This window comes from uncultured Methanobrevibacter sp. (assembly GCF_934746965.1).
In the GTDB taxonomy this organism is placed as follows: Archaea; Methanobacteriota; Methanobacteria; order Methanobacteriales; family Methanobacteriaceae; genus Methanocatella.
This window is the reverse complement of record NZ_CAKVFS010000004.1, coordinates 67,360-87,546: the sequence shown is the minus strand read 5'-3', so window position 1 is coordinate 87,546 and position 20,187 is coordinate 67,360. Positions and strand designations below refer to the sequence as shown.

The 20,187-nt window shown below is 25.1% G+C and carries 18 protein-coding genes and 1 pseudogene; 8 read left to right on the top strand and 11 right to left on the bottom strand.

What is annotated here, in order from left to right; all coding sequences use genetic code 11:
* Positions 1-45 precede the first annotated feature (45 nt).
* The 4 genes and pseudogenes from Q0984_RS04245 to Q0984_RS04230 form a co-directional block, all read right to left on the bottom strand.
* Positions 46-1,332: an ATP-binding protein gene (locus tag Q0984_RS04245; protein ID WP_299524050.1), complete on the bottom strand. Its 1,287-nt coding sequence runs from the start codon at positions 1,330-1,332 to the stop codon at positions 46-48.
* Positions 1,333-1,604: 272 nt separating this feature from the next.
* On the bottom strand, positions 1,605-2,276 hold the full coding sequence (locus Q0984_RS04240) for a stage II sporulation protein M (RefSeq protein WP_299524047.1): 672 nt from the start codon (positions 2,274-2,276) through the stop codon (positions 1,605-1,607).
* A 332-nt stretch (positions 2,277-2,608) separates the two neighbouring features.
* Positions 2,609-2,809 (bottom strand): hypothetical protein, encoded by a 201-nt coding sequence (locus Q0984_RS04235; RefSeq protein WP_299524044.1) that lies wholly within the window; start codon positions 2,807-2,809, stop codon positions 2,609-2,611.
* 12 nt (positions 2,810-2,821) lie between these two features.
* Positions 2,822-4,237 (bottom strand): annotated as a pseudogene (locus Q0984_RS04230) (AAA family ATPase).
* Positions 4,238-4,611: 374 nt separating this feature from the next.
* Here Q0984_RS04230 and Q0984_RS04225 point away from each other — a divergent pair.
* Positions 4,612-5,085 carry an Ada metal-binding domain-containing protein gene (locus tag Q0984_RS04225; protein ID WP_299524042.1) on the top strand — a complete coding sequence of 158 codons (474 nt, stop codon included), beginning with the start codon at positions 4,612-4,614 and terminating at the stop codon, positions 5,083-5,085.
* Between the two features lie 127 nt (positions 5,086-5,212).
* Here the strand turns inward: Q0984_RS04225 and Q0984_RS04220 are convergent, their stop codons facing one another.
* On the bottom strand, positions 5,213-6,280 hold the full coding sequence (locus Q0984_RS04220; protein ID WP_299524040.1) for an NAD/NADP-dependent octopine/nopaline dehydrogenase family protein: 1,068 nt from the start codon (positions 6,278-6,280) through the stop codon (positions 5,213-5,215).
* 4 nt (positions 6,281-6,284) lie between these two features.
* Positions 6,285-8,108: an aminotransferase class I/II-fold pyridoxal phosphate-dependent enzyme gene (locus tag Q0984_RS04215; protein ID WP_299524038.1), complete on the bottom strand. Its 1,824-nt coding sequence runs from the start codon at positions 8,106-8,108 to the stop codon at positions 6,285-6,287.
* Between the two features lie 131 nt (positions 8,109-8,239).
* On the opposite strand from Q0984_RS04215, the gene Q0984_RS04210 reads away from it, so the two are divergent.
* Complete coding sequence (locus Q0984_RS04210) at positions 8,240-9,106, top strand: phosphorylcholine transferase LicD (protein WP_299524036.1); 867 nt, start codon at positions 8,240-8,242, stop codon at positions 9,104-9,106.
* A gap of 2 nt (positions 9,107-9,108) precedes the next feature.
* On the opposite strand, the gene Q0984_RS04205 is transcribed toward Q0984_RS04210, so the two are convergent.
* The 3 genes from Q0984_RS04205 to Q0984_RS04195 are packed head-to-tail and all read right to left on the bottom strand — an operon-like array spanning position 9,109 to position 12,545.
* Entirely contained in the window at positions 9,109-10,428 is a 1,320-nt protein-coding gene (locus Q0984_RS04205; protein ID WP_299524033.1) for a Gfo/Idh/MocA family oxidoreductase, read from the bottom strand.
* The gene (locus Q0984_RS04200) at positions 10,425-11,498 is read right to left on the bottom strand and encodes an alanine--glyoxylate aminotransferase family protein (protein ID WP_299524030.1); all 1,074 of its coding nucleotides are present in this window, start codon (positions 11,496-11,498) and stop codon (positions 10,425-10,427) included. The genes Q0984_RS04205 and Q0984_RS04200 overlap by 4 nt, the downstream gene beginning before the upstream one ends.
* Before the next feature lie 6 nt (positions 11,499-11,504).
* Entirely contained in the window at positions 11,505-12,545 is a 1,041-nt protein-coding gene (locus tag Q0984_RS04195) for a phosphorylcholine transferase LicD (protein WP_299524027.1), read from the bottom strand.
* A 594-nt stretch (positions 12,546-13,139) separates the two neighbouring features.
* On the opposite strand from Q0984_RS04195, the gene Q0984_RS04190 reads away from it, so the two are divergent.
* Positions 13,140-13,373: a DUF3781 domain-containing protein gene (locus Q0984_RS04190; protein ID WP_299524025.1), complete on the top strand. Its 234-nt coding sequence runs from the start codon at positions 13,140-13,142 to the stop codon at positions 13,371-13,373.
* Between the two features lie 85 nt (positions 13,374-13,458).
* Here Q0984_RS04190 and Q0984_RS04185 read toward each other — a convergent pair whose 3' ends face one another.
* Positions 13,459-13,794: a DUF2283 domain-containing protein gene (locus Q0984_RS04185; protein WP_299524022.1), complete on the bottom strand. Its 336-nt coding sequence runs from the start codon at positions 13,792-13,794 to the stop codon at positions 13,459-13,461.
* 153 nt (positions 13,795-13,947) lie between these two features.
* Positions 13,948-14,973 (bottom strand): glycosyltransferase family 2 protein, encoded by a 1,026-nt coding sequence (locus Q0984_RS04180; RefSeq protein ID WP_299524020.1) that lies wholly within the window; start codon positions 14,971-14,973, stop codon positions 13,948-13,950.
* A gap of 519 nt (positions 14,974-15,492) precedes the next feature.
* Here Q0984_RS04180 and Q0984_RS04175 point away from each other — a divergent pair.
* The 5 genes from Q0984_RS04175 to Q0984_RS04155 are packed head-to-tail and all read left to right on the top strand — an operon-like array spanning position 15,493 to position 20,158.
* Complete coding sequence (locus tag Q0984_RS04175; RefSeq protein WP_299524017.1) at positions 15,493-16,266, top strand: uroporphyrinogen-III synthase; 774 nt, start codon at positions 15,493-15,495, stop codon at positions 16,264-16,266.
* Positions 16,256-17,359, top strand: a complete 1,104-nt coding sequence (locus Q0984_RS04170; RefSeq protein ID WP_299524013.1) for a glycosyltransferase family 2 protein — start codon at positions 16,256-16,258, stop codon at positions 17,357-17,359. The genes Q0984_RS04175 and Q0984_RS04170 overlap by 11 nt, the downstream gene beginning before the upstream one ends.
* Before the next feature lie 9 nt (positions 17,360-17,368).
* Complete coding sequence (gene glf, locus Q0984_RS04165; RefSeq protein ID WP_299524010.1) at positions 17,369-18,454, top strand: UDP-galactopyranose mutase; 1,086 nt, start codon at positions 17,369-17,371, stop codon at positions 18,452-18,454.
* A 16-nt stretch (positions 18,455-18,470) separates the two neighbouring features.
* A complete protein-coding gene (locus Q0984_RS04160) occupies positions 18,471-18,740 on the top strand; it encodes a signal recognition particle subunit SRP19/SEC65 family protein (protein ID WP_299524007.1) in 270 nt (89 codons plus the stop codon).
* Complete coding sequence (locus tag Q0984_RS04155; RefSeq protein WP_299524005.1) at positions 18,737-20,158, top strand: DHH family phosphoesterase; 1,422 nt, start codon at positions 18,737-18,739, stop codon at positions 20,156-20,158. Before Q0984_RS04160 ends, Q0984_RS04155 begins: the two co-directional genes overlap by 4 nt.
* Positions 20,159-20,187 lie beyond the last annotated feature (29 nt).

Below are 20,187 nucleotides of genomic sequence, written 5' to 3'. Positions count from 1 at the left end.
TTAAAAAAAACTAATGTAACTTACCCCACCATCCACTAAAAACATTTATCGTAAACATCCTATAGGTATAACTTTTACCCCATCATCTCTAGTGTACGCAATTTCACCACCAGTTATAACAGCTAAAAAACTAGGCTCCTCCAAATCAATTTTTTTGCTTTTAATACTTTTTTTGATTAAATTTTTTAATTTAAGTAAATTTTTTGCTCCTTTATCAATTTCTCTGTTGCCTAATTTAAATTCTATTAATGCATATCTACCATCATTTAAATATATAATACAATCCGCTTCAAGACCACTATCATCATTGTAATACAATACTTCCCCATTAACTGAACTTGAGTAAACTAATAAATCACGAATACACAAGTTTTCAAATATAAATCCAAAGGTTTCAAAATCTTTTAGTAATTTTTCAGGAGTTAAATTAAGACTTGCTACAGCTATTGATGGATCAATAAATTCTTTTTTATAGGATTTTCTAATAGTATTTGCTGATCTGATGTTTGGTGACCACGCAGGAATATTTTGAATAACATATAATCTTTCAAGAGCATTAATATATGAATTATATGTAGGTGCTGAAATATCACAGTATTCTGTTTTTATGTCTTTCATGAGTGTTTTATTAGTTGCTAATGTTGAAATATTTCTAGAATAAGATTTTAAGATAGCTTTTACTCTTTGAGGATTACGTTTAACCCCATCCACATTAGAAACATCACTATTACATATTATATCAAGGTAATTTACTACAATAGCTAATTGTTGTTCTTTTGTTTTTTTATTTAATGATTCTGGCCACCCACCCCTACATGCAGCAAATATCAAATCAGATATAGTTAAATTTGATGTTATTCCATCAATATTTAAATCATCATTATTAAATAAATCCATCAATGATATTGCTCCTGTGGATTCTCCACTTTCATATAAACTCATCGGTCGCATCACAATTCTTTTTATCCTACCTGCTCCTGAGTGCATAATTTTACTTTCATCAACTATTGTTGAACCAGTTAAAATATATAGCCCCTCATCATCTGATTCATCTACCAAATATCTTACTGTATCCCATAATTCTGGTGCCATTTGCCATTCATCAATTAACATAGGTTTTTCACCTTTTAATAATTCTATAGGATTTGTATCTGCAAGTTTTAAGTAAGATTTTCCATAAACAGGATGTTGTAACTCTTTTAAACTATTACATTGTTGTTTAGCTGTTGTCGTCTTCCCACACCACTTTGGACCCGTTATTAATACTGCACCCATATATTCTAATGATTCTTTTAATTCCTGGTCGGTATATCTCGGCAAATATTTTTTCATCATAATCCCTTTTTTATACTTTTCATTAAAATTATTTTATAAATTTCATGATATATATTTTATACTTTTCATTAAAATTATTTTATAAATTTCATCCAATTTATTTTATACTTTTCATTGAAATTATTTTATAAATTTCATCTAATTTATTTTATACTTTTCATCAACACCTATTAATGTAAAAATTCTAGCAAAATAAAATTGATTTAAAATTAAGTGATTTGTTTAATAAAATCATCTTTAGCAAAATATGAAAATTATTAAAAATAAGATTAATTAAAAAATGAATCAACCCACATTCCAACATATTCCGTGACATGTCCCTCAATAATTGCTGCAATAATTAACAGCACACAAGAAAACACCATAAGAACAACAGACTGTTTTAAATAAACCTTGTTTAACTTCCAGGAATTTTTAGCTCTTAATTTAAAACTAGAAATATCATTTCGTGTAGTATCAATTGTTTTAAAAAATCTCCAAATAAATAAGAACAGTAAAACACCAGCTGTTGATTCAAAAATCATTGCAGGAATTTCAAATATTCCATGAGGAACAATCAAAGCTATAAACATCAAGCCCATATGAAAAGGATCCGCACTTACTATTTTTCCACCAACAATCCCTATAGTTATTCCATTAACAATGACACTAACAAATGCCATTATTCCAAAGAAAACAGATGAAAAATAAGTTGTAAGACCTGCAGTTTCATTATTAATAAACAGCTCCAATGCAGGATCCATTGTAAATTCTCTTGATAACTCTGCTTTAATTTCACCCAAATAAGGATTTAACAAATCTAACAACTGACTATGAAAAACCCAAGCAAAAACAGCTGAAATTACATATAATGAAAAAATTAAAAAAATTAATCGTTTATTATCAACAATAGCTTGTTTAAATTCTTTTTTAGCTATTGAAATATGTTTGTTAATTTCCATACCCCAATATTTAGATTTTAATATTAATGTAGTTTATACTTAAAAGAATACTAATTAAATTTAAAATTATTTATACTATATTCACAACTTTCTCTTCTAATAAAAATATCATTCCTTCCAAACCCATTAATAAAAATAGGATTCATTAAATTTTTATAAGTTATCCTTTGACCATTATCTTTTATTTTACCTAAAAGCAAACAAGAAATATTATTTATATCTTTCCCCATGTGTTCTATGACATTTACAACTAAACTTCCACTATCTTCAAATTTTTGCCTAACTTTTTTTAAATCTTTTGATCCAGAAGTTAATTCACATAAAATTATATCCTACTTATTATCCAAATTAGCTTTTAATTTAATAATAATACAATCAACAGAACTTTTTCCATTTCTTTTTTCTAGACCCTCCCCATCAAGAATTACATATTCTTCTTTTTTAATATCTTTAAAAAAGCATCCTTTTTCCATACATTTATCCAATATGTACTTTTCACCATATTCTTTTATAAAATGTTGTTTAAATTCCAAAAAATCACCTTTCTAAAAATTAATTATATTTATAGACTCATCATATAATTCTTCTGTGACTTTTGAAAAAGTATCTTCCGTAAAACCTGTATTATTAACATTAATTTTTTCTGGAATAAATGAATATTTTGATTGTTCTTTAAAATGGTATATATTAACATCCTTAAAATTCAAAACATTATTTTCATTATAATTCAATTTAAATATTTCATTAGATGTTAAATTTCCCAAACGTATGAAATTATTAAATTGATGAACAACATGATCACTATGAGTTGTGATCAAAACATTTAATCCTTTGTTAATAGCTTCAACCAAATATTTAACTAAAATACGTTGATTTTTTGGATGTAAATGAGCCTCTGGCTCTTCAATAATTAATAAATCATCTTCTTTTAATATGTATTTTAAATAAAGTATAATTGCAGCCATTTCATTTAATGATGTAGATAATAATTTTGGAGATAATTTAATATTTTCATTAAAATCTAAATATTTTACATTATTGAATAATCCATCTTTTTCTAAAACAATATGGCCTCCAGAAAGTTCTTTCTCAAAATTACAAGCCAGATCATAAAATTGACCTTTTTCATCACCATCTAAATTAAATAAAGATAATGCAAAATCTTCTTGGTTTTTTGAAAAATCAATCTTATTTTGGATTCTTTTAGAAATTATTGTTTTATCTTTAGTAAAAATTGATCGCTCAGCTGGAATATAATAAGAATTTTTTAAAAGAGTATCTTCAAATATTGACACTCCAAAAAGAGCATAAATCATATAATGAATCATTTCATCTTCATTGTCAAATCGTTTATTAATTAAAAAAGAATTCATATTAATTAATATATTTTCATCATTCTTATCGAATTTTAAAACTATTTCATCATTAATTATTGGTTCTTCAGATGATGGGATTTCCATAAGTGAACTTTCCATTTTAAAGTCATTATTATTTTCTTTAATTAGAATAGTATCATTTATTTCAATTCTAAAGTAATTTTCTTTAAATTGAATTAACTCATTCAAATTCTTAACATCAAATTGTTTTTTAATTTTATCTTCAAATAACTCTGGAAAATATTTTAAAACTCCATTTTCAATTAAATATTTTAATTCTGAAATAGGAATTTTAAGAGAATCTGAAGATAACTAAGGATTATCCTTAACATATTTGCTTATTTTATCAGAAAGTTTAGAAAATAATTTTTCAGCTTTTTTATCAAAATATTTCGTTGAATTTAAAGCATTATTAAATATATCACCATAATTATCAAAACGACTGTTGAAACATTGGATAATCTGAGCAATGAATGATTTACCCGAACTATTAGGACCAATAAAAATAGTTAATGGAAATATATCAATATTTGCCTGTTTTATAGGTCCAAAATTTTCTATTTTTAAATTTTTTATATTCTCCATATTATATACCTCACGATTTAAATAATACTTATTTAATAATTTAAATCAAATTATTATATAATTCTTTCTAACAACTAATCTAAAATTGATTTAAACATGAAAAAGTAAATAAATAAGAAATCAAATAAATTTAAGACTTATTTAAAAAAATAATAAAAAAATAAAACGTTAATCAAATAAATAAGACTACATTTATTATTAAATATCCTGATAAACTCATTAACTAAAAACCAATGAATTGTATATTAATCATGAAATTTTCATATGATTTATTCATATAATCCATTTAAAAAAAAAAAGTTATTTATAAAAAATACTTAAAACATATATTAAATCAATTTCAAGATTTCTAAATATAAAAAGGACAATAAAACATGAATAAAAAAATAATATTAATTTCAATCATGATAATAGTTTTATGTTTAAGTAGTGTTAGTGCACATACACAAAACTGCAAAACAACCTTAATAAGTTATGATGATTTATTTAAAAATAACGACCCATATTGCATTCAAACAACAATAGACTCCAAACCAGTCGATATATACATACCCGACAAATACTATAAAAACCTAACTGAACAATTAAATAATGGAAAAACAGCCAACATAAGTTATTATGAAAATAATGATGGAAATCTGATTATTTGTAAAATAAATAGTATTCATAAAGACACTACACAAACAGACAATGACCAAACTTATGTAGCAAGTGCAAACTCAGATAAATTCCACACCCCAGGATGTAAATGGGCTAAAAAAATTAATGAAGAAAATAAAATTACATTTAATTCAAAACAAGAAGCAGAATCAAATGGATACAAACCCTGCAACGTATGTCATCCCTGAATTAGGTATTTGAAAAATTAATTAAAAATGAAATTTTATGGGATTATTTTTACAGAGAGTGTAAAAAAACACATAAAACATCCATAATTTCCAAATTTTATTTTTTATCATAATTAAATATTATAACTTAGCCATCAAAATAATAATATTTTTCAAAATCTTTTTGAGAACTAATTCCCAATTTAAATAAATCAAAATAATTTTTTGGATTGCACAAATTATAATACCAATCCCAAATTTTTTCTAAATAACTTACATCAACATTATAAATTCTTGCAATATCAATAATAACTTTTAAGCCAAATGAAAAATCTGTTGTAAAATATCTTGATGAAAAATCTGGAATCCACCCATTATCTGTTTGAATCATAGGCGAAGTTAAACCTTTAAATGCTCCAATAGATTTTATCTTTTGAGTCATAGATTTTATTGAATAACTTTCATAATGATCTTTCAATGATTTAACACCATTAATCCTTAATACATCACATAAATCTTGCAATTGACTATCACATTTAATCATTAACTCAGATGAATCATCATCCCATTCTTCATAAAATAAAATATTTTTATCAAATATTTGTTTTTGATTAAACATTGAATATAATCTACTTGTATGTAAAATAGGATTGGAAGGAGTTAATGTTATAGCCAAATAATTAGTTATAACATTGCACGGCAAATCAAACATGTTTTCAAGTAAATTTTTAACAAAAAGTTCAAACCCTCTTGGGAAAGTGGCTATATCTAACCCATCTTTTCTTCCCAACATCAACACAGATTTCCCATATTCTTTTAATCTCGCAATACTATGTACTCTTTGTAAACCAAATAAAATACAACCTTTAGCTATTAAATTACCAAATAAAAATTCAGCACCACCACTTCCAGGCACAACACCAATATATTGACCTCTATGAACATGATTTTCCATATCTTTTGAAAGTTTATGAAATAATGCTGCAGGATAAGTTATAAAAATAATTTCTGCAGTTTTTAGAGCATTATGAATATTATCTGTTACTTTTAAACCAGTAGATTCAAATAAAAACTTATTATTAACATCATAAACTTCTAAAGAATCACCCCATTGATCTACTTTAGAGGTATAAATACAAACATCATAATTTTTATTTAAAAGTTCAGCAGCAATTAATGTACCAATATTACCGCCACCAATAATTGTAACATTCATTTTATCAATCTAAAATTTCTTTTAATGCTTCAAATAAAGCAGAATTATCTTTTTCATCACGAACAGCAAGTCTTACATAAGATTTCCCATAACAACCGTTTTTAGAAAACAAATCTTTTATTAATATATCATATTTATTTAATAAAATTTCAGTAAGATCTGTACTGCTAATTTCCCCCTGAACTTCACACATAAGATAATTAGCTTGAGATGGAATTACACGTAAATTTTTAATAGAACCTAAATCTTTTTCTAATTTATTTCTACTTTGTTTAAATTTAATAATACCCTCTTCATAATCAGATTTATATTTTTCAAATATCTGAAGATAAAATTCTCCAAATGAATTAATATTCCAAATAGCCACATCTTTTTTAATATATTTTATTAACTCTAAATTGTTAGATGCTAAAACACCCAATCTTAAACCCGGAACTCCAAATGATTTTGAAATACTTTTTACAATGATTAAATTTGGATATTCCTTTAAAATTTTTTGATCTAAAAAAGATGGATTTTCTTCCACATCTTCAAAATCTATAAAAGATTCATCAATTACTAAAGTAATCCCATTATTTTCAGCCCAAGTAGCTAATTTTAATGAATCATTTTTATAAATATAATTTCCAGAAGGATTATCTGGATTTATTAAGATTAACATTTTAATATCTTTATTATCAAAAAATGATATAATATCATCAACATCATACTGGAAGCTATTATTATTTGGAGTGAAACTAATAATATTTTCAGGATTTTTTCTATGAGAATATTCCTCAAATGTTGGTGTTATAACACCTAATTTATCATCAAAATCTAAAACTTTTTCAATTAATGATTTAATTAATTCTGAAGCACCATTCCCAACACAAATCTGATTTTGATTGATTCCAAAATATTTGGCTGCAAGTAAACTATTAATTTCCATCCCTGAAGGATAACTTTCAAGTAAAATCTCAAAATTAGACTTTAATTCATCAATTAAAGACTGGGGTGGATAATATGGATTTACCAAATAACAAAAATCCAACATACGAGGATATCTCCAATATCCACCATACCTAGAACTGAATTTAGATAGTTTTTCATCATATGGGGCAAAAATTGATTCTGCAATATTTAAATCTTGAATATCATCTATTTCATACCAATTTTTATCAACAAGTTTTTTAACTTTAATATGTGACTCATCTAAATTACTAATCACTTTTAAAACTTGTTCATAATATTCATTGGTTCCTAAAGCATGAATATAGGCTTCTAAAAATGGAACATAGTAATGATTTGAAAAATCTTTACTAAATTTATAAATATTAACTGTTTTATAGTAATTAGGAATATCTTCAAATGAAAATTGATTTTTAGATAAAAAATTCATAATATTATTTTGATTATCAATTGTAACAACAGTTCCATCCATCCAACTTTCAAATTTAGCTACTAATGCTAAGTTAGGATATGGATCATTAATCAAATCCTCCAATATCCCATTTTCAAAAATTAAATCAGATTCTAAAATTAAAGAATCTTCTTTTAATAAATAATCTTTAGCTAGAAAAAGAGAATAAATATTATTTGTTTTATCATAAATTTCATTTTCAATAAATTCAATAGGAGTATTAACATTTAATGTTTTAATAAAATCTTTTAATTTGTTTCCTTTATATCCAATTACTAAAATAATTTTATTTAAATTTAAGTCATCTAATTGTGATAACATTCTTTCAATCATAGTGACATTATTTATTTTAACCATACATTTAGTAACATCATTTGTTAACTCTTTTAAACGTTTTCCCATTCCAGCTGCTAGAATAATTGCTTGCATTACTAATATCCCCAATAAATATTATATCATTATTTTATAAAATAAATAATCATTGTAAAACCTATTTTACTTAAATACAATAATATTTATGTGATTTGTCATATATAAATTAAAATAGTAGAGGCATATATATGGCAGTTATAAGAATACCTGACAAATTCAATAAATATGATTCCCAAGTTTTAAAACACATTCAAGATTTAAATTTAATGATGTTAACTGATTTTATTAAAATATGTGAAGAAAATGACATAGAATACTTTGCAGATTCAGGCACATTGATTGGAGCTATAAGACATAATGGATTTATCCCTTGGGATGATGATATTGATTTAATTTTATTAAGGGATCAATACGAAAAATTATTAGATGTATTAGAAAAATTACCTCAAGATAAATATGAATTATTAAGTTCTAGAAATAAAAAAGGTTACTGTAGACTTTATTCACAATGGAACTTAAAAGGAACAAAAACTGAAGAATATTACGATATTAATACCGATTTTACATTAGGTTTAAGTTTAGATTTATTTGTATTAGACAACATCCCTAATAATAAAAACAAAAGAAAAAAATTCTTATTTAAATGGAAACTTTTAAGGAAATTAATTTGGATTTATGAAATAACAAACAGCGAAGCATACATATCTAAAAATAAAGAAAAAATTGGAAAAGTTATTAAAGTTATTTTTAAATTATTTAAAATAAATTTTCAAAAAATAAAAAAATATGGAACCCAATTTGTGGATAAATCTCTTAATGAAAAATGCGACTATGTATGTAACCTTAGTACAACATACAATACTCCAAGAATAATACCTAAATCATCATTAAGTCCTGCTAAAAAAGTTAAATTTGAAAATATTGAAATTAATGTTCCCCATGATTATGACACATATTTAACTTTATTATATGATAAAAATTATATGGAGTTACCTCCAGAAAATGAAAGATATAATCATATTTATAACACAGTTGATTTTGGACCTTATAAATAAATTCATCCTAAATGATTAAATTTACAGTTTTCAAAATCTTCTATTATTGCAGATATTTCTTTAGAAATATTAATATCAATATATGAACCTGTTTTATTTAATTCAATTGATTTTATAAATGCTACAAGTTCATATCTTATTCCTTCACCATCTAATTGGTAGAAATATTTTTTATTTTCATTTTGATTCTCAAAACGTATTTCAAAGTAATCTGTTTTCCACCATGGTGCTGGAACATAAATATAACCTTTTGTTCCAGAAATTATTAATTCACCTTCTGATTTAACTCCTTTTCCAACTTTTATAGAAGCTACTGCATTTGGATATGTGAAATCTATTTTTGTAAATAAATCAAAATTCTCAATATTATTTAATAAAAGAGAATTAATGTTTTTGTTATTATAATTCACACCAAGTAACTGAAAAATTGGCAATAATGCTGTTGGACCCCATGCAGTGATAGTATTCCAATCATCACTAGACCCTTCTGCTAAACTAGTACATGTTGCATCAACAGATATTACATCTCCAATTTTACCTTTTTTAGCAAGTAACAAAAGTCTATTATAAGCAGTAGAATATGCTGTTTTAATTGAATCCATTAAAATTAAATTATTTTTTTTAGCTAGTTTGAATAATTCACAAAATTCTTCTTCTTTAAGAGCAATTGGAGATTCACATAAAACATGGACACCATTTTCAAGTGCCTTTTTTACTTGTTTATAATGTTTTGATGGATGAGACACAATAAATATTGCATCAACATCATCTATTAATTCATCAAAGTTCTGAGTCAAAATTAAATCATTATCAAAGTCATTAAGTTGGTTTTTATCACATGAACATATTCCACCAACAGTTAATCCATTAACATATTGAGTTTCATTGTAAAATTTGTTTAAGATTAATCCTTCACCAACTAAACCTAAAGTAATTTGTCTATCTTTTGATCGTATATCTGTACTTGAAACTCCCTCAGTTCTCTCTAAATAAACAACATCACAGTATTCATTAAGATAATCAAATTCTCCAACCCAATCAGACCCTACAGTGAAAATATCAATATCATATCTTTTAATATCATCTATTTTTTGACCTTCATATTCTTCTATAATGATTTCATCAGCTAATCCTGTTGCCCTTACTGATCCTATCCTTTCCATTAATGACTGTTGTACATTTATTTTTCCCCTATTTTTATCAAAATCATCAGCAGTAACACCTACAATTAAATAATCCCCAAGTGCTTTTGCCCTTTCCAGCAATCTTTGATGACCATAATGGAATAAATCATATGTACCATAGGTTATAACTTTAATCATATAATTCCCCTTTTTTCCAAGTCTTTTAATGCATTTATTAAGGTATCATTATCTTTTGTTGTGAGAGCTCCAATATGACCTACACGAAACAAAGTATCTTCTAATTCCCCACCATTTGGACAAATCCAAATTCCGTATTCATCTTTTAAAATATTAAAAATATCTGATGCTTTTGCAGTTAATGGATGAAGTGGAGTAACTGCATTAGATAATTCACTAGAACATACTTCAAAAGGCAAATCTTTGATTTTTAATCTAAAATCAGATGCTACATTAGCTATTCTTTTTATTTCTGTTTCAACTCCACCATGTTTATCAATTTCTTTTAACCTAGCATTAATTTGTATTAAAGTTCCTACAGCTGGAGTGAAAGGTGTTTGACCTCGCTCACCATTTTTTAAAGCATCTTTTAAATCAAAATACATAGATTTACAAGTAATATCATTTATACGAGAAATAGCATTTTTATCTAAAACAATGACCGAAATTCCTGGAGGGCAAGCTAATGCTTTTTGTGAACCAGTGATTAAAACATTGATATTTTGTTTTTCCATATCAATTGGATCTGCTAAAAATGAACTTATTGCATCAACAACTAAAAATAAATCGTTTTCATGGCAAAATTGACTTATTAAATCTAAATCATAATGAAGACCAATAGATGTTTCATGTATATTAACAATAAATCCTGTAAAATCTCCACCATTATATTTATCAAGTGTTTTTTTAGTTAAAGTCTCACCAAAAGAAATTGGAATTTCAGTGTATTTTATATTATGTAACTGGCATAACTCAACAAATCTATTACCAAATCCACCACCATTAACTATTAAAACATTATCATTTTCATCAAAAACATTCATAATTGTTGCTTCCATCGAAGCTGTTCCTGATCCAGTGATAAAAACTGTTCTTGAACCTTCAGGAGCATAAGTAAATTTTTTTATTAATCCTTCATTTTCAAACATTAAATCTGAGAATTCAGGAGTTCTAAAATATGGAACTTGCTTACTTCCAATTTCTAAAACTATATCATCAGACATTACTGGACCTACTGTAAAATTTAACATATTTTATCACTCATTGAAAAAATTATCATTAATTTCTTTTAAATAACCAATAGATTTTGAAAATGATTCATTCATTTCATCAACTGAATCAAATTGATGCTCTATAAATGGAACCACACTATGATTTTCAATTACACTTGGAATATGCATATAATCTTTACCAAATGAAACCTCTAAAGCATAATTTATATCTTTAGGGCATTTAAATTCATATTCTTCAAATTTTATTGTTTTTAATGGAAACATTTTATCTGTCTCAAAAATCCACACAGGAGTTAATTGTAAAACATCAATTGAATCAGTTAAATATTTTGTTTCAGTGTTAACTAAACCTAAATCTTTTTTTACTTTATTAAATTCACTCCAGAAAGTTTTTTTACCTGATTTAACATCATAATTAAACTTGTACTTAGTTGACACATAATTTTTTTTAAAAGATTCTAGTTTTTCTTCTAAAAGATAATCCTTTGGGAATAAATCAATCTTAACATATGGTTTTAACCAAGCAATTTGTAAAAATGAAAACTTGTCTCCATCTAAAAAATTATTTTCATCATTAACATCATAAACACTTTTAAATCCTTCAAAATAGTTTTTTTGATTTTCAATAAGTAAAGATAATCCACAGTTTTCTTTAAAGTATTCATATTTAGATATTTCTTCTGGAAGAACTTTGATTAGTTTTTCATAGTCTTTTCTCATGATAGATAAATCTATATCATCATCCCAGGGAATAAATCCACCATGACGAACCGCCCCAAGTAAAGTACCATAATCAATCCAATAATCAATATCATGCTTTTTACAGACATTATCTAAAAAACGAAGTAACTCCACATATAATAGTTGCACATTTCTTAAAGTACCTTTTATTTTAATATCACAACTCGTAAAAAGCAAATCCAACAATTGATTTTGTGAATCTAACTGATTAGATTTCTTATTTAGATTTTGTAACTTTTTAGGAACTTTTAAAAAGAAATTAAGCATGTGATTATTATATTTAATAGCTCCAGGTAACTTTGCATAAATTTTTTCAAAATCCATAAAAATCGATCCAAGGTTTATTGAAAAACCACACTAATTAAATTAACACTATATCAATATAAATATAAATAATTTATTAATCAAAATCATGTAATTAAAAAACAAAATTAAAAATAAAAATTGTCATTTAAACCACCCATATTTTCATGAAAATTAATTTAAATCCAAATATTTAATTCTTAAATTTCATCTGATAAATACACTTTTAAAGAATAAAATTACACAAAATAGGAAAACTTTTATAAAGTATAAAAATAATATTATTAATTGAAAATAGATTCCATAAATATTATCCTTCAAAAAAAGATAGCTAACTTAGACATCCACACAAAAATAGCTAAACATATACTCACAATAAAAAAAATCTATTTTCGAAACAAAATTAGCTTAAAATTACTACGAAGGCCTATTAAAAGATTACCATATCGTAAAAGCTAATAAACTGAATAGCTTAACAGCTATTCCAAATTTAATTTTTTAAATATTCAAAATATTTAATAATACATTGATCTCCCCTAAAATCATTTTTCAAGTACTCACCCCATAATTCCATAAAATAACATTTATGTATACAACTACACTAAAAATAAACATATGACTTTACTTGAAAATATAGATAAAATACACACAACCCAAATGGGTGTTGGAAGAATTAAAAAAAACCTTAAATTAGATACTGATGATGTTGTTAGTTATTGTATTTCTAAAATTAAACAGAAAAATGCTAAAATAAGTCGTAAAGGTAAAAATTATTATATTGAAGTTGATGGATGTATAATAACGGTTAATGCTTCTAGTTATACCATAATAACTGCACATTTAAATTAAAAAAAAGTTAAATTAAACACTAATTACATTTAACTACAATATTTCTAAAGTAAAACAACTTTTCAAAATTATAAAAAAAATAATATTAAATAGCTAATTCAGCAGTTATATTTGGAATTTCATATTTATTGTCAGTAAACGACTCTAAAATATGTTTATTTTCATTATTATGAATTAAAACACCTATAACCACATTAATCATGATATATTTATCATCAACAACAACATTCATATTAAAAAATTTCAAATCATTTAATGAATATTTTGGAACATTAAATCTTTTAGAAGCATCCATAATTTCTAAAGAAACTGGGACATTATTTTTATCAAAATCTAATAATATTCTATCTTCCATTTCAACTGTTTCATTGTAAGTAAAATTATTTGTAACTTTAACTCCTAATATCTGAAGAATAATCATATATGTATTTATTAAAATCTATCATTTATTACCTCCTTGTAATTAACACTAAATTTATTAAATCAACCAATATAAAAAAATTAATGTTATAAATTACTTCAATTATTTAAAATAAAAGCAATATTTATTATTTACTACAATAACCCTTAAAAATTACTTAATAGTTCTAAAAATTTTTCTTAAAAATGTAGATTCTTTTGAAAATTTCATACCTTTAATTATTAAAATAGCTAAATTAAAGAATTTATGAACTATAAAAAAATTAATTAAATTTGCCCAACCTTCATTAGCCCTACATCCAAATCCAGCTTTCTTTTCATAACTATACAACTTTTTAATCATTGATTTTAAGTTATTTCTATTTGTATTTACATCTATGAAAAATCTAAGTATGTTACGTAAGTAGAATTTAAAATAAAAGCTAGCTAAATCTTTTTTATTATATTTATCTAAAATTTTAAACATTTCAGGAATTGAATTAAGCAGGTTTTCAACATGTTTTGGACTGCATTCATGAGATAATGATTCTTCATGCATATCCCAAAAGTATCCATAATATTTTTCCAAATAAACTAATTTAGATGAGTTAAAAAAGACTTCAAGACAAAACAACAAGTCTTCAGCTAACATGTTTTCTACAAATCGTATATTATTATTTACAAGGATTTCTTTTTTAAAAATTTTATTCCAGATTGTTATATCTTCAAAATATGCCAAATCCTCATGAGAGATTATAATATTTCCATTGGAGGTTATTTTTCCACCAACATACTTTTCAGATACCTGAATATTTTTGATATTATCTCTTTTAACTTTATCACAGGAAGCTACATCTGCATCCTCAAAATTAATAGCTTCATATAATTTTAGGCATAAATCTTTATCATGTTCATCATCATTATCTGAAAACATAATATATTGACCACTAGCTATTTCAATACCTTTATTTCTCCCAAATCCTGGAAATCCATGGTTTTTATTGGAATAAATACCTATTATATTATCATATTTAGCCACATATTCTTCTATAATATATTTTGAGTTATCCTGAGAATTATCATCTACTAAAATAAGTTCAATATTTTCAAAACCAATACTTTGATTAATAATTGAGTTTATTGTTCTTTTCAGATATTTTTCTGCATTATAAACAGGTATAATCATTGATATTTTATACATAGCTAGTCCCCATCTTTATTAATTATTATTAATTTTTGTATCTTATTAATTTTATTATAATCAATGAAAAAATAGATAAAAACTTATAATTAGTGCCGTACTTATGAAATATTAATTTAATTATAAAAAACAATAAATTCCTATGCTAAGAATTTATTCAAAGTTTTTAAAATACTCCAAAAATAAAATAAACTAAGATTACCCAAGTACCTAAATTTATGGTAAAAATAATTAAAAAAGAAATTATCTTTTATACATAAGTTTTTCAAAAATAAAACCAAATGTTCAAATCATTCATTAACAATCTATAGTTAAATCCTATGCTGATATCACAATAGAATAATATATAAAATCATTTTTTTAGATTTAGTTCTAGTTATTTACTTTACTATTTTGTAGTATTTCACTTTACTACTTTGTAACAAATCACTTTACCATTTTGTAAAATAATACATAAATAATATTAACTAATAAAATCAAAAATTATAATATTATTAAATTATTTGGAAGGTAAATTAAATGTCAAGACCTGTTGTTGCAATTACAAGACCTGTTGACAGATCTAAAGCAGCTTGTGAGATTGTTGAGAATTTAGGGGGAGAATATGTCTTAGCCCCTACTTTAGACTTAAAACCAGTTAACACCCCATCTTTAAAGAATTTAGTAGCTAATAAAGATTCTTTAGATTGGATTGTTTTTACTTCTCCAACTACCATTACTTCTTTAAATCTTTTTTATCCTGATTTTTTAGAGAATTTAGATTGTAAAGTTGCAGTAATTGGAAATAAAACTGGAAAAATAGCTAAAAACCAAGGAGTAAATGTTGATTTAATACCTGATGATTTTACTGCTGAAGGTCTTTTAGAAGAGTTTGAAAAAAGAAATATTACAAATCAAATAATTGGGATTCCCAGAACTGCATCTGCAAGAGCTGTTTTACCAGAAGGTCTAGAAAAGCTTAATAATAAAGTTATACTTGCTGAAGCATATAAATCATTATTCCCAATGGATGAAGGTAAAATTAATGATTTAATAGCTAAAATAAAAAACAAAGAAATTGATGCAATTACTTTTACTAGTCCTTTAACAGTTAGTAACTTTTTTAAAATAGCTAAAAATAAAGAAGAATTAGCTAATTTACTTTCTAATAATTTATTAACTGTTTGTATTGGTCCCATTACTGGTAAAATTTTAGATCAATATAATATTAATTATATATATCCTGATACTTACACTGTTCAAGATATGATGGAATTATTATTTGAAACTTGGAGAGATTCTCATGGAAGATAAAATAAGTATTATTTTACCTATTTTTAATGTTGGTCCTCATTTAAGAGGAGGAATTGATTCTTTAATCAATCAAACTATAGGAAATGAAAATTTAGAAATCATTATGGTAGATGATTGTTCTACTGATGAAAGTGGAAAAATCATTGATGAATATGATGAAAAATATGATTGTTGTAAAGCTATTCACTTAGAGAAAAATACTGGTGCAGCTAACGGACCTCGTAATAGAGGTATTGAAGAGTGTAGTGGGGATTATATTATGTTTTTAGATCCTGATGACAGATACACTTTAGATGCTTGTGAAGTATTATATGATGCGGTAACTAAATATGATGCAGATATGGCTTTTGGTAGGTTTAGAAGAATTTATACTTATGGTGAAACTGTTCAAAAATCATATTCTCCTTATTTAGATGATTTAGAAAGTGCATATCCTGATGAAACATTTGAAACAGCTAATCATTTAAATGTACCTGATTATGTTTGGGATCATGTTTTAGAACATGTATTATATGGTAAAACTATCCAAGGAAAATACCAAAGAAATGAACCTGTTGATGTTATCCATGTTAAAAATATTAAAGAAGAACCAGATTTATTAAAAATGGCTCCTTCTGTTTGGAGTAAAATTTTTAAAAGAGAATTAATCATGGACAAGAATATTCGTTATCAGCCATTTGTTTCTGGGGACGATTTAGCATTTACTTTAGAAACTCTTCTTAAAGCTAATGGAATTGTATATTTAAATAATTTCATGTGTTATGATTATTATGTACGTGATTTACCTGATGACAAGTCCATTACTAATAATGTTAATGTTAGATTCCTTGGAGATTTAATGGATTCTTATATTTATGCTAGACAGTGTACCGAAAGATTTTCTAAAGATATTCAGACAATTTCAGTAAATCCTCATTTAATTTATTGGATGCATACTTGGAAGAACTCTCCATTTACCAAAGATGAAAATAAATTATTATTAAGTAAAGTTGAGAAGCTTAAAAAGATTCACAAAAGTGATTTAAAAACTAAAATGTTATTATCTTCTATGACAACAGCTATTGAATCTGCAATTAAAATACATAAGGAGTAAGTTGGTATAATGAAATATGTGATTGTTGGAGCTGGTCTTTCTGGTTTAACAATAGCTGAAAGAATAGCTAATGAACTTAATGAAGAAGTTTTAATTATTGAAAAAAGAAATCATATTGGTGGAAATATTTATGATTTCTATGATGAAGGTCTTTTAATACAAAAATATGGGCCTCATATCTTCCATACAAATGAAAAAATAGTTTATGATTATCTTTCCAACTTTACAGAATGGTTAGATTATGAACATCATGTTTTGAGTAATGTTGATGGTAAATTAGTGCCAATGCCTATTTGCATTGATACATTAAATGCATTATATGACCTTGATTTAGATGAAGAATCTATGAAAAAATGGATTGACAAACATAAAGAAGATATAAACGAAATTAAATCAAGTGAAGATGTTGTTTTAAAAAATGCTGGTCGTGACATTTATAATAAACTTTTTAAAAATTATACTGAAAAACAATGGGGAACATCAGCAGCTAATTTAGATTCTTCGGTAATTTCAAGAATTCCTTTTAGGTTTAATCATGATACAAGATATTTTGAAGATACTTATCAAGGAATGCCAAAAGAAGGTTTCACTAAAATGTGTGAAAAGATGATTGATAATGATAAAATTAAAGTTGTTTTAAATACAGATTATAAAGATTATTTAAAAGATATTGAATATGAAACTTTAATTTATACAGGCCCTATTGATTACTTCTACAATTACAAATATGGAGAATTATTGTACAGGTGTTTAAACTTTGTATATGATATTTTAGATGAAGATTCATATCAAGAAGTTGGTGTTGTTAATTATCCAAATCATCCTTACTTTACACGTATTACTGAGTTTAAAAAATTAACTATGCAGGATATTAAAGGTAAAACTGCAATTATGAAAGAGTATCCTGGATTTAATGGAGAATTATGTTATCCATATCCGACTCAAGAATATTTAGATAAATTCCATCAGTATCAAAAGGAAATGGAAAAAGAAGAAAAAGTAATATTTGCTGGACGTTTAGCACAATATAAATATTATAATATGGATTTAGTTGTTAAAAATGCTTTAGAAATATTTGAAACACAAATAAAATAGAAATAAGGTGAAATAAATGATTACAGTATGGCCACAATACTTAGATAAAAATTTATCATTAAGTGAAGGTAGAAAAGTATCAAAAGAAATTGCTGTAGCTCAGCCAAGTTTACAAGATATTGAAAAAGCTTTAAAAAGATTAAATTTATCCCATAGCACTCAAAAAGAAAGATCATATCCCGGTAAATGGTATGAAAAATCTGGCAGAATTTTAGTTGAAAGTGATAAACCTAAATTAGAACTTTTAAAAGAAATTAGTTTAAAACTACAGGAAATAAAACAATGATGGAAATACCCGAAGGAATGCAAGAGCAGTTTCTTAAAGCTAAACAGTTAATAGAGAAAAATGATGATATTAAAATCTATACTCATACTGACTGTGATGGAATCTGCTCTGGTGCAATTCTATCTATAATATTAGACAGATTAAATAAAAATTATGAAATTGAATTTGTTAACTTAGATGAAATAGAAAATTTAAACTTAAATCACCAACTAACCATTTTTTCTGATTTAGGTTCTGGTCAAGGAGTTGACAAAAATGCAAAAGAAAATCAGAAGATTTTAATTTTAGACCACCACCCCCCATTAAGAGATAGGAATTATAATAAAGACAAATCTTACACATATCTTGAAATCAATCCTTTATTTTATGGTATTGATGGATCTTACTATATTTGTGGTGGTGGATTATGCTATTTTTTAGCTAAAACATTTGGTTTTAAAGATTTAAGTTGGATTGGAATTTTAGCAGCTATCGGAGATATGCAAAACAACAAAAGTGGACACTTTGAAGGTTTAAATGAAATTATCCAAGAAGATGCTATTAATGAAGGTCTTTTAAAAGTAACTAAAAATGATTTAAACATTTATGGGCGTAGTACCAGACCATTATATGTTGCTTTATCTTATTTTAGTGATGTTAAGTTACCAATAACTAATAATCAGCAAGAAGCTAAAGCAGTTTTAGAAAAACTTGGTGTTGATGAAAAACACAATAGAAAAACATTATCTGAAGTTACACCAGAAGATAAAACCGAAATAAAAAAATTTTTAGTAACTATGATTTCTAAAAGAGTTCCTCTTAAATATCTTAAACATGTTCCAAAATTAATTATTGGAGATGCATACACATTTTTAAATGAAGAAGAAGGTAGTTTTTTAAGAGATGGTTGCGAGTTTTCAACAGCTATGAATGCTTGTGGTAGAAATCGTGAAGAATCTGTTGGAGTAGATATTCTTAAAGGAGATAGGCTTGTTGCTCTAGATGAATTAGAAGAAATTAGTAAAACACATAAATATAACTTAGCTACATCTATTAGTAAAGTTGCTGACAATTATCATTCAGAAATTATTGAATTGAATAATTTCCAATATTTTGATTGTAATGATTTTGATGAAGATATTGCCTCCAATATCATAGGGACAATAACAGGAATGGTTTTAGGTTACTGTAATTGGAAAAAACCTATTTTAGGATTTAGTAAACCTAAAGACAATCAAATTAAAATATCACTTAGATGTTCTAAACTTCTTGCTTACGATGGAATCCACTTTGGTAATATTATTCGTGAAATTGCTAATGAAGTTGGAGGTACAGGTGGAGGCCATGCCATCGCTTGTGGAGCATACATTCCAACTGAAAAAAAATCAGAATTTCTTGAAAAATTTAATCAAAAGTTAGAAGGAAAAATAGAAACTTAAATATAACATTAAATTAAAACTAAATATTA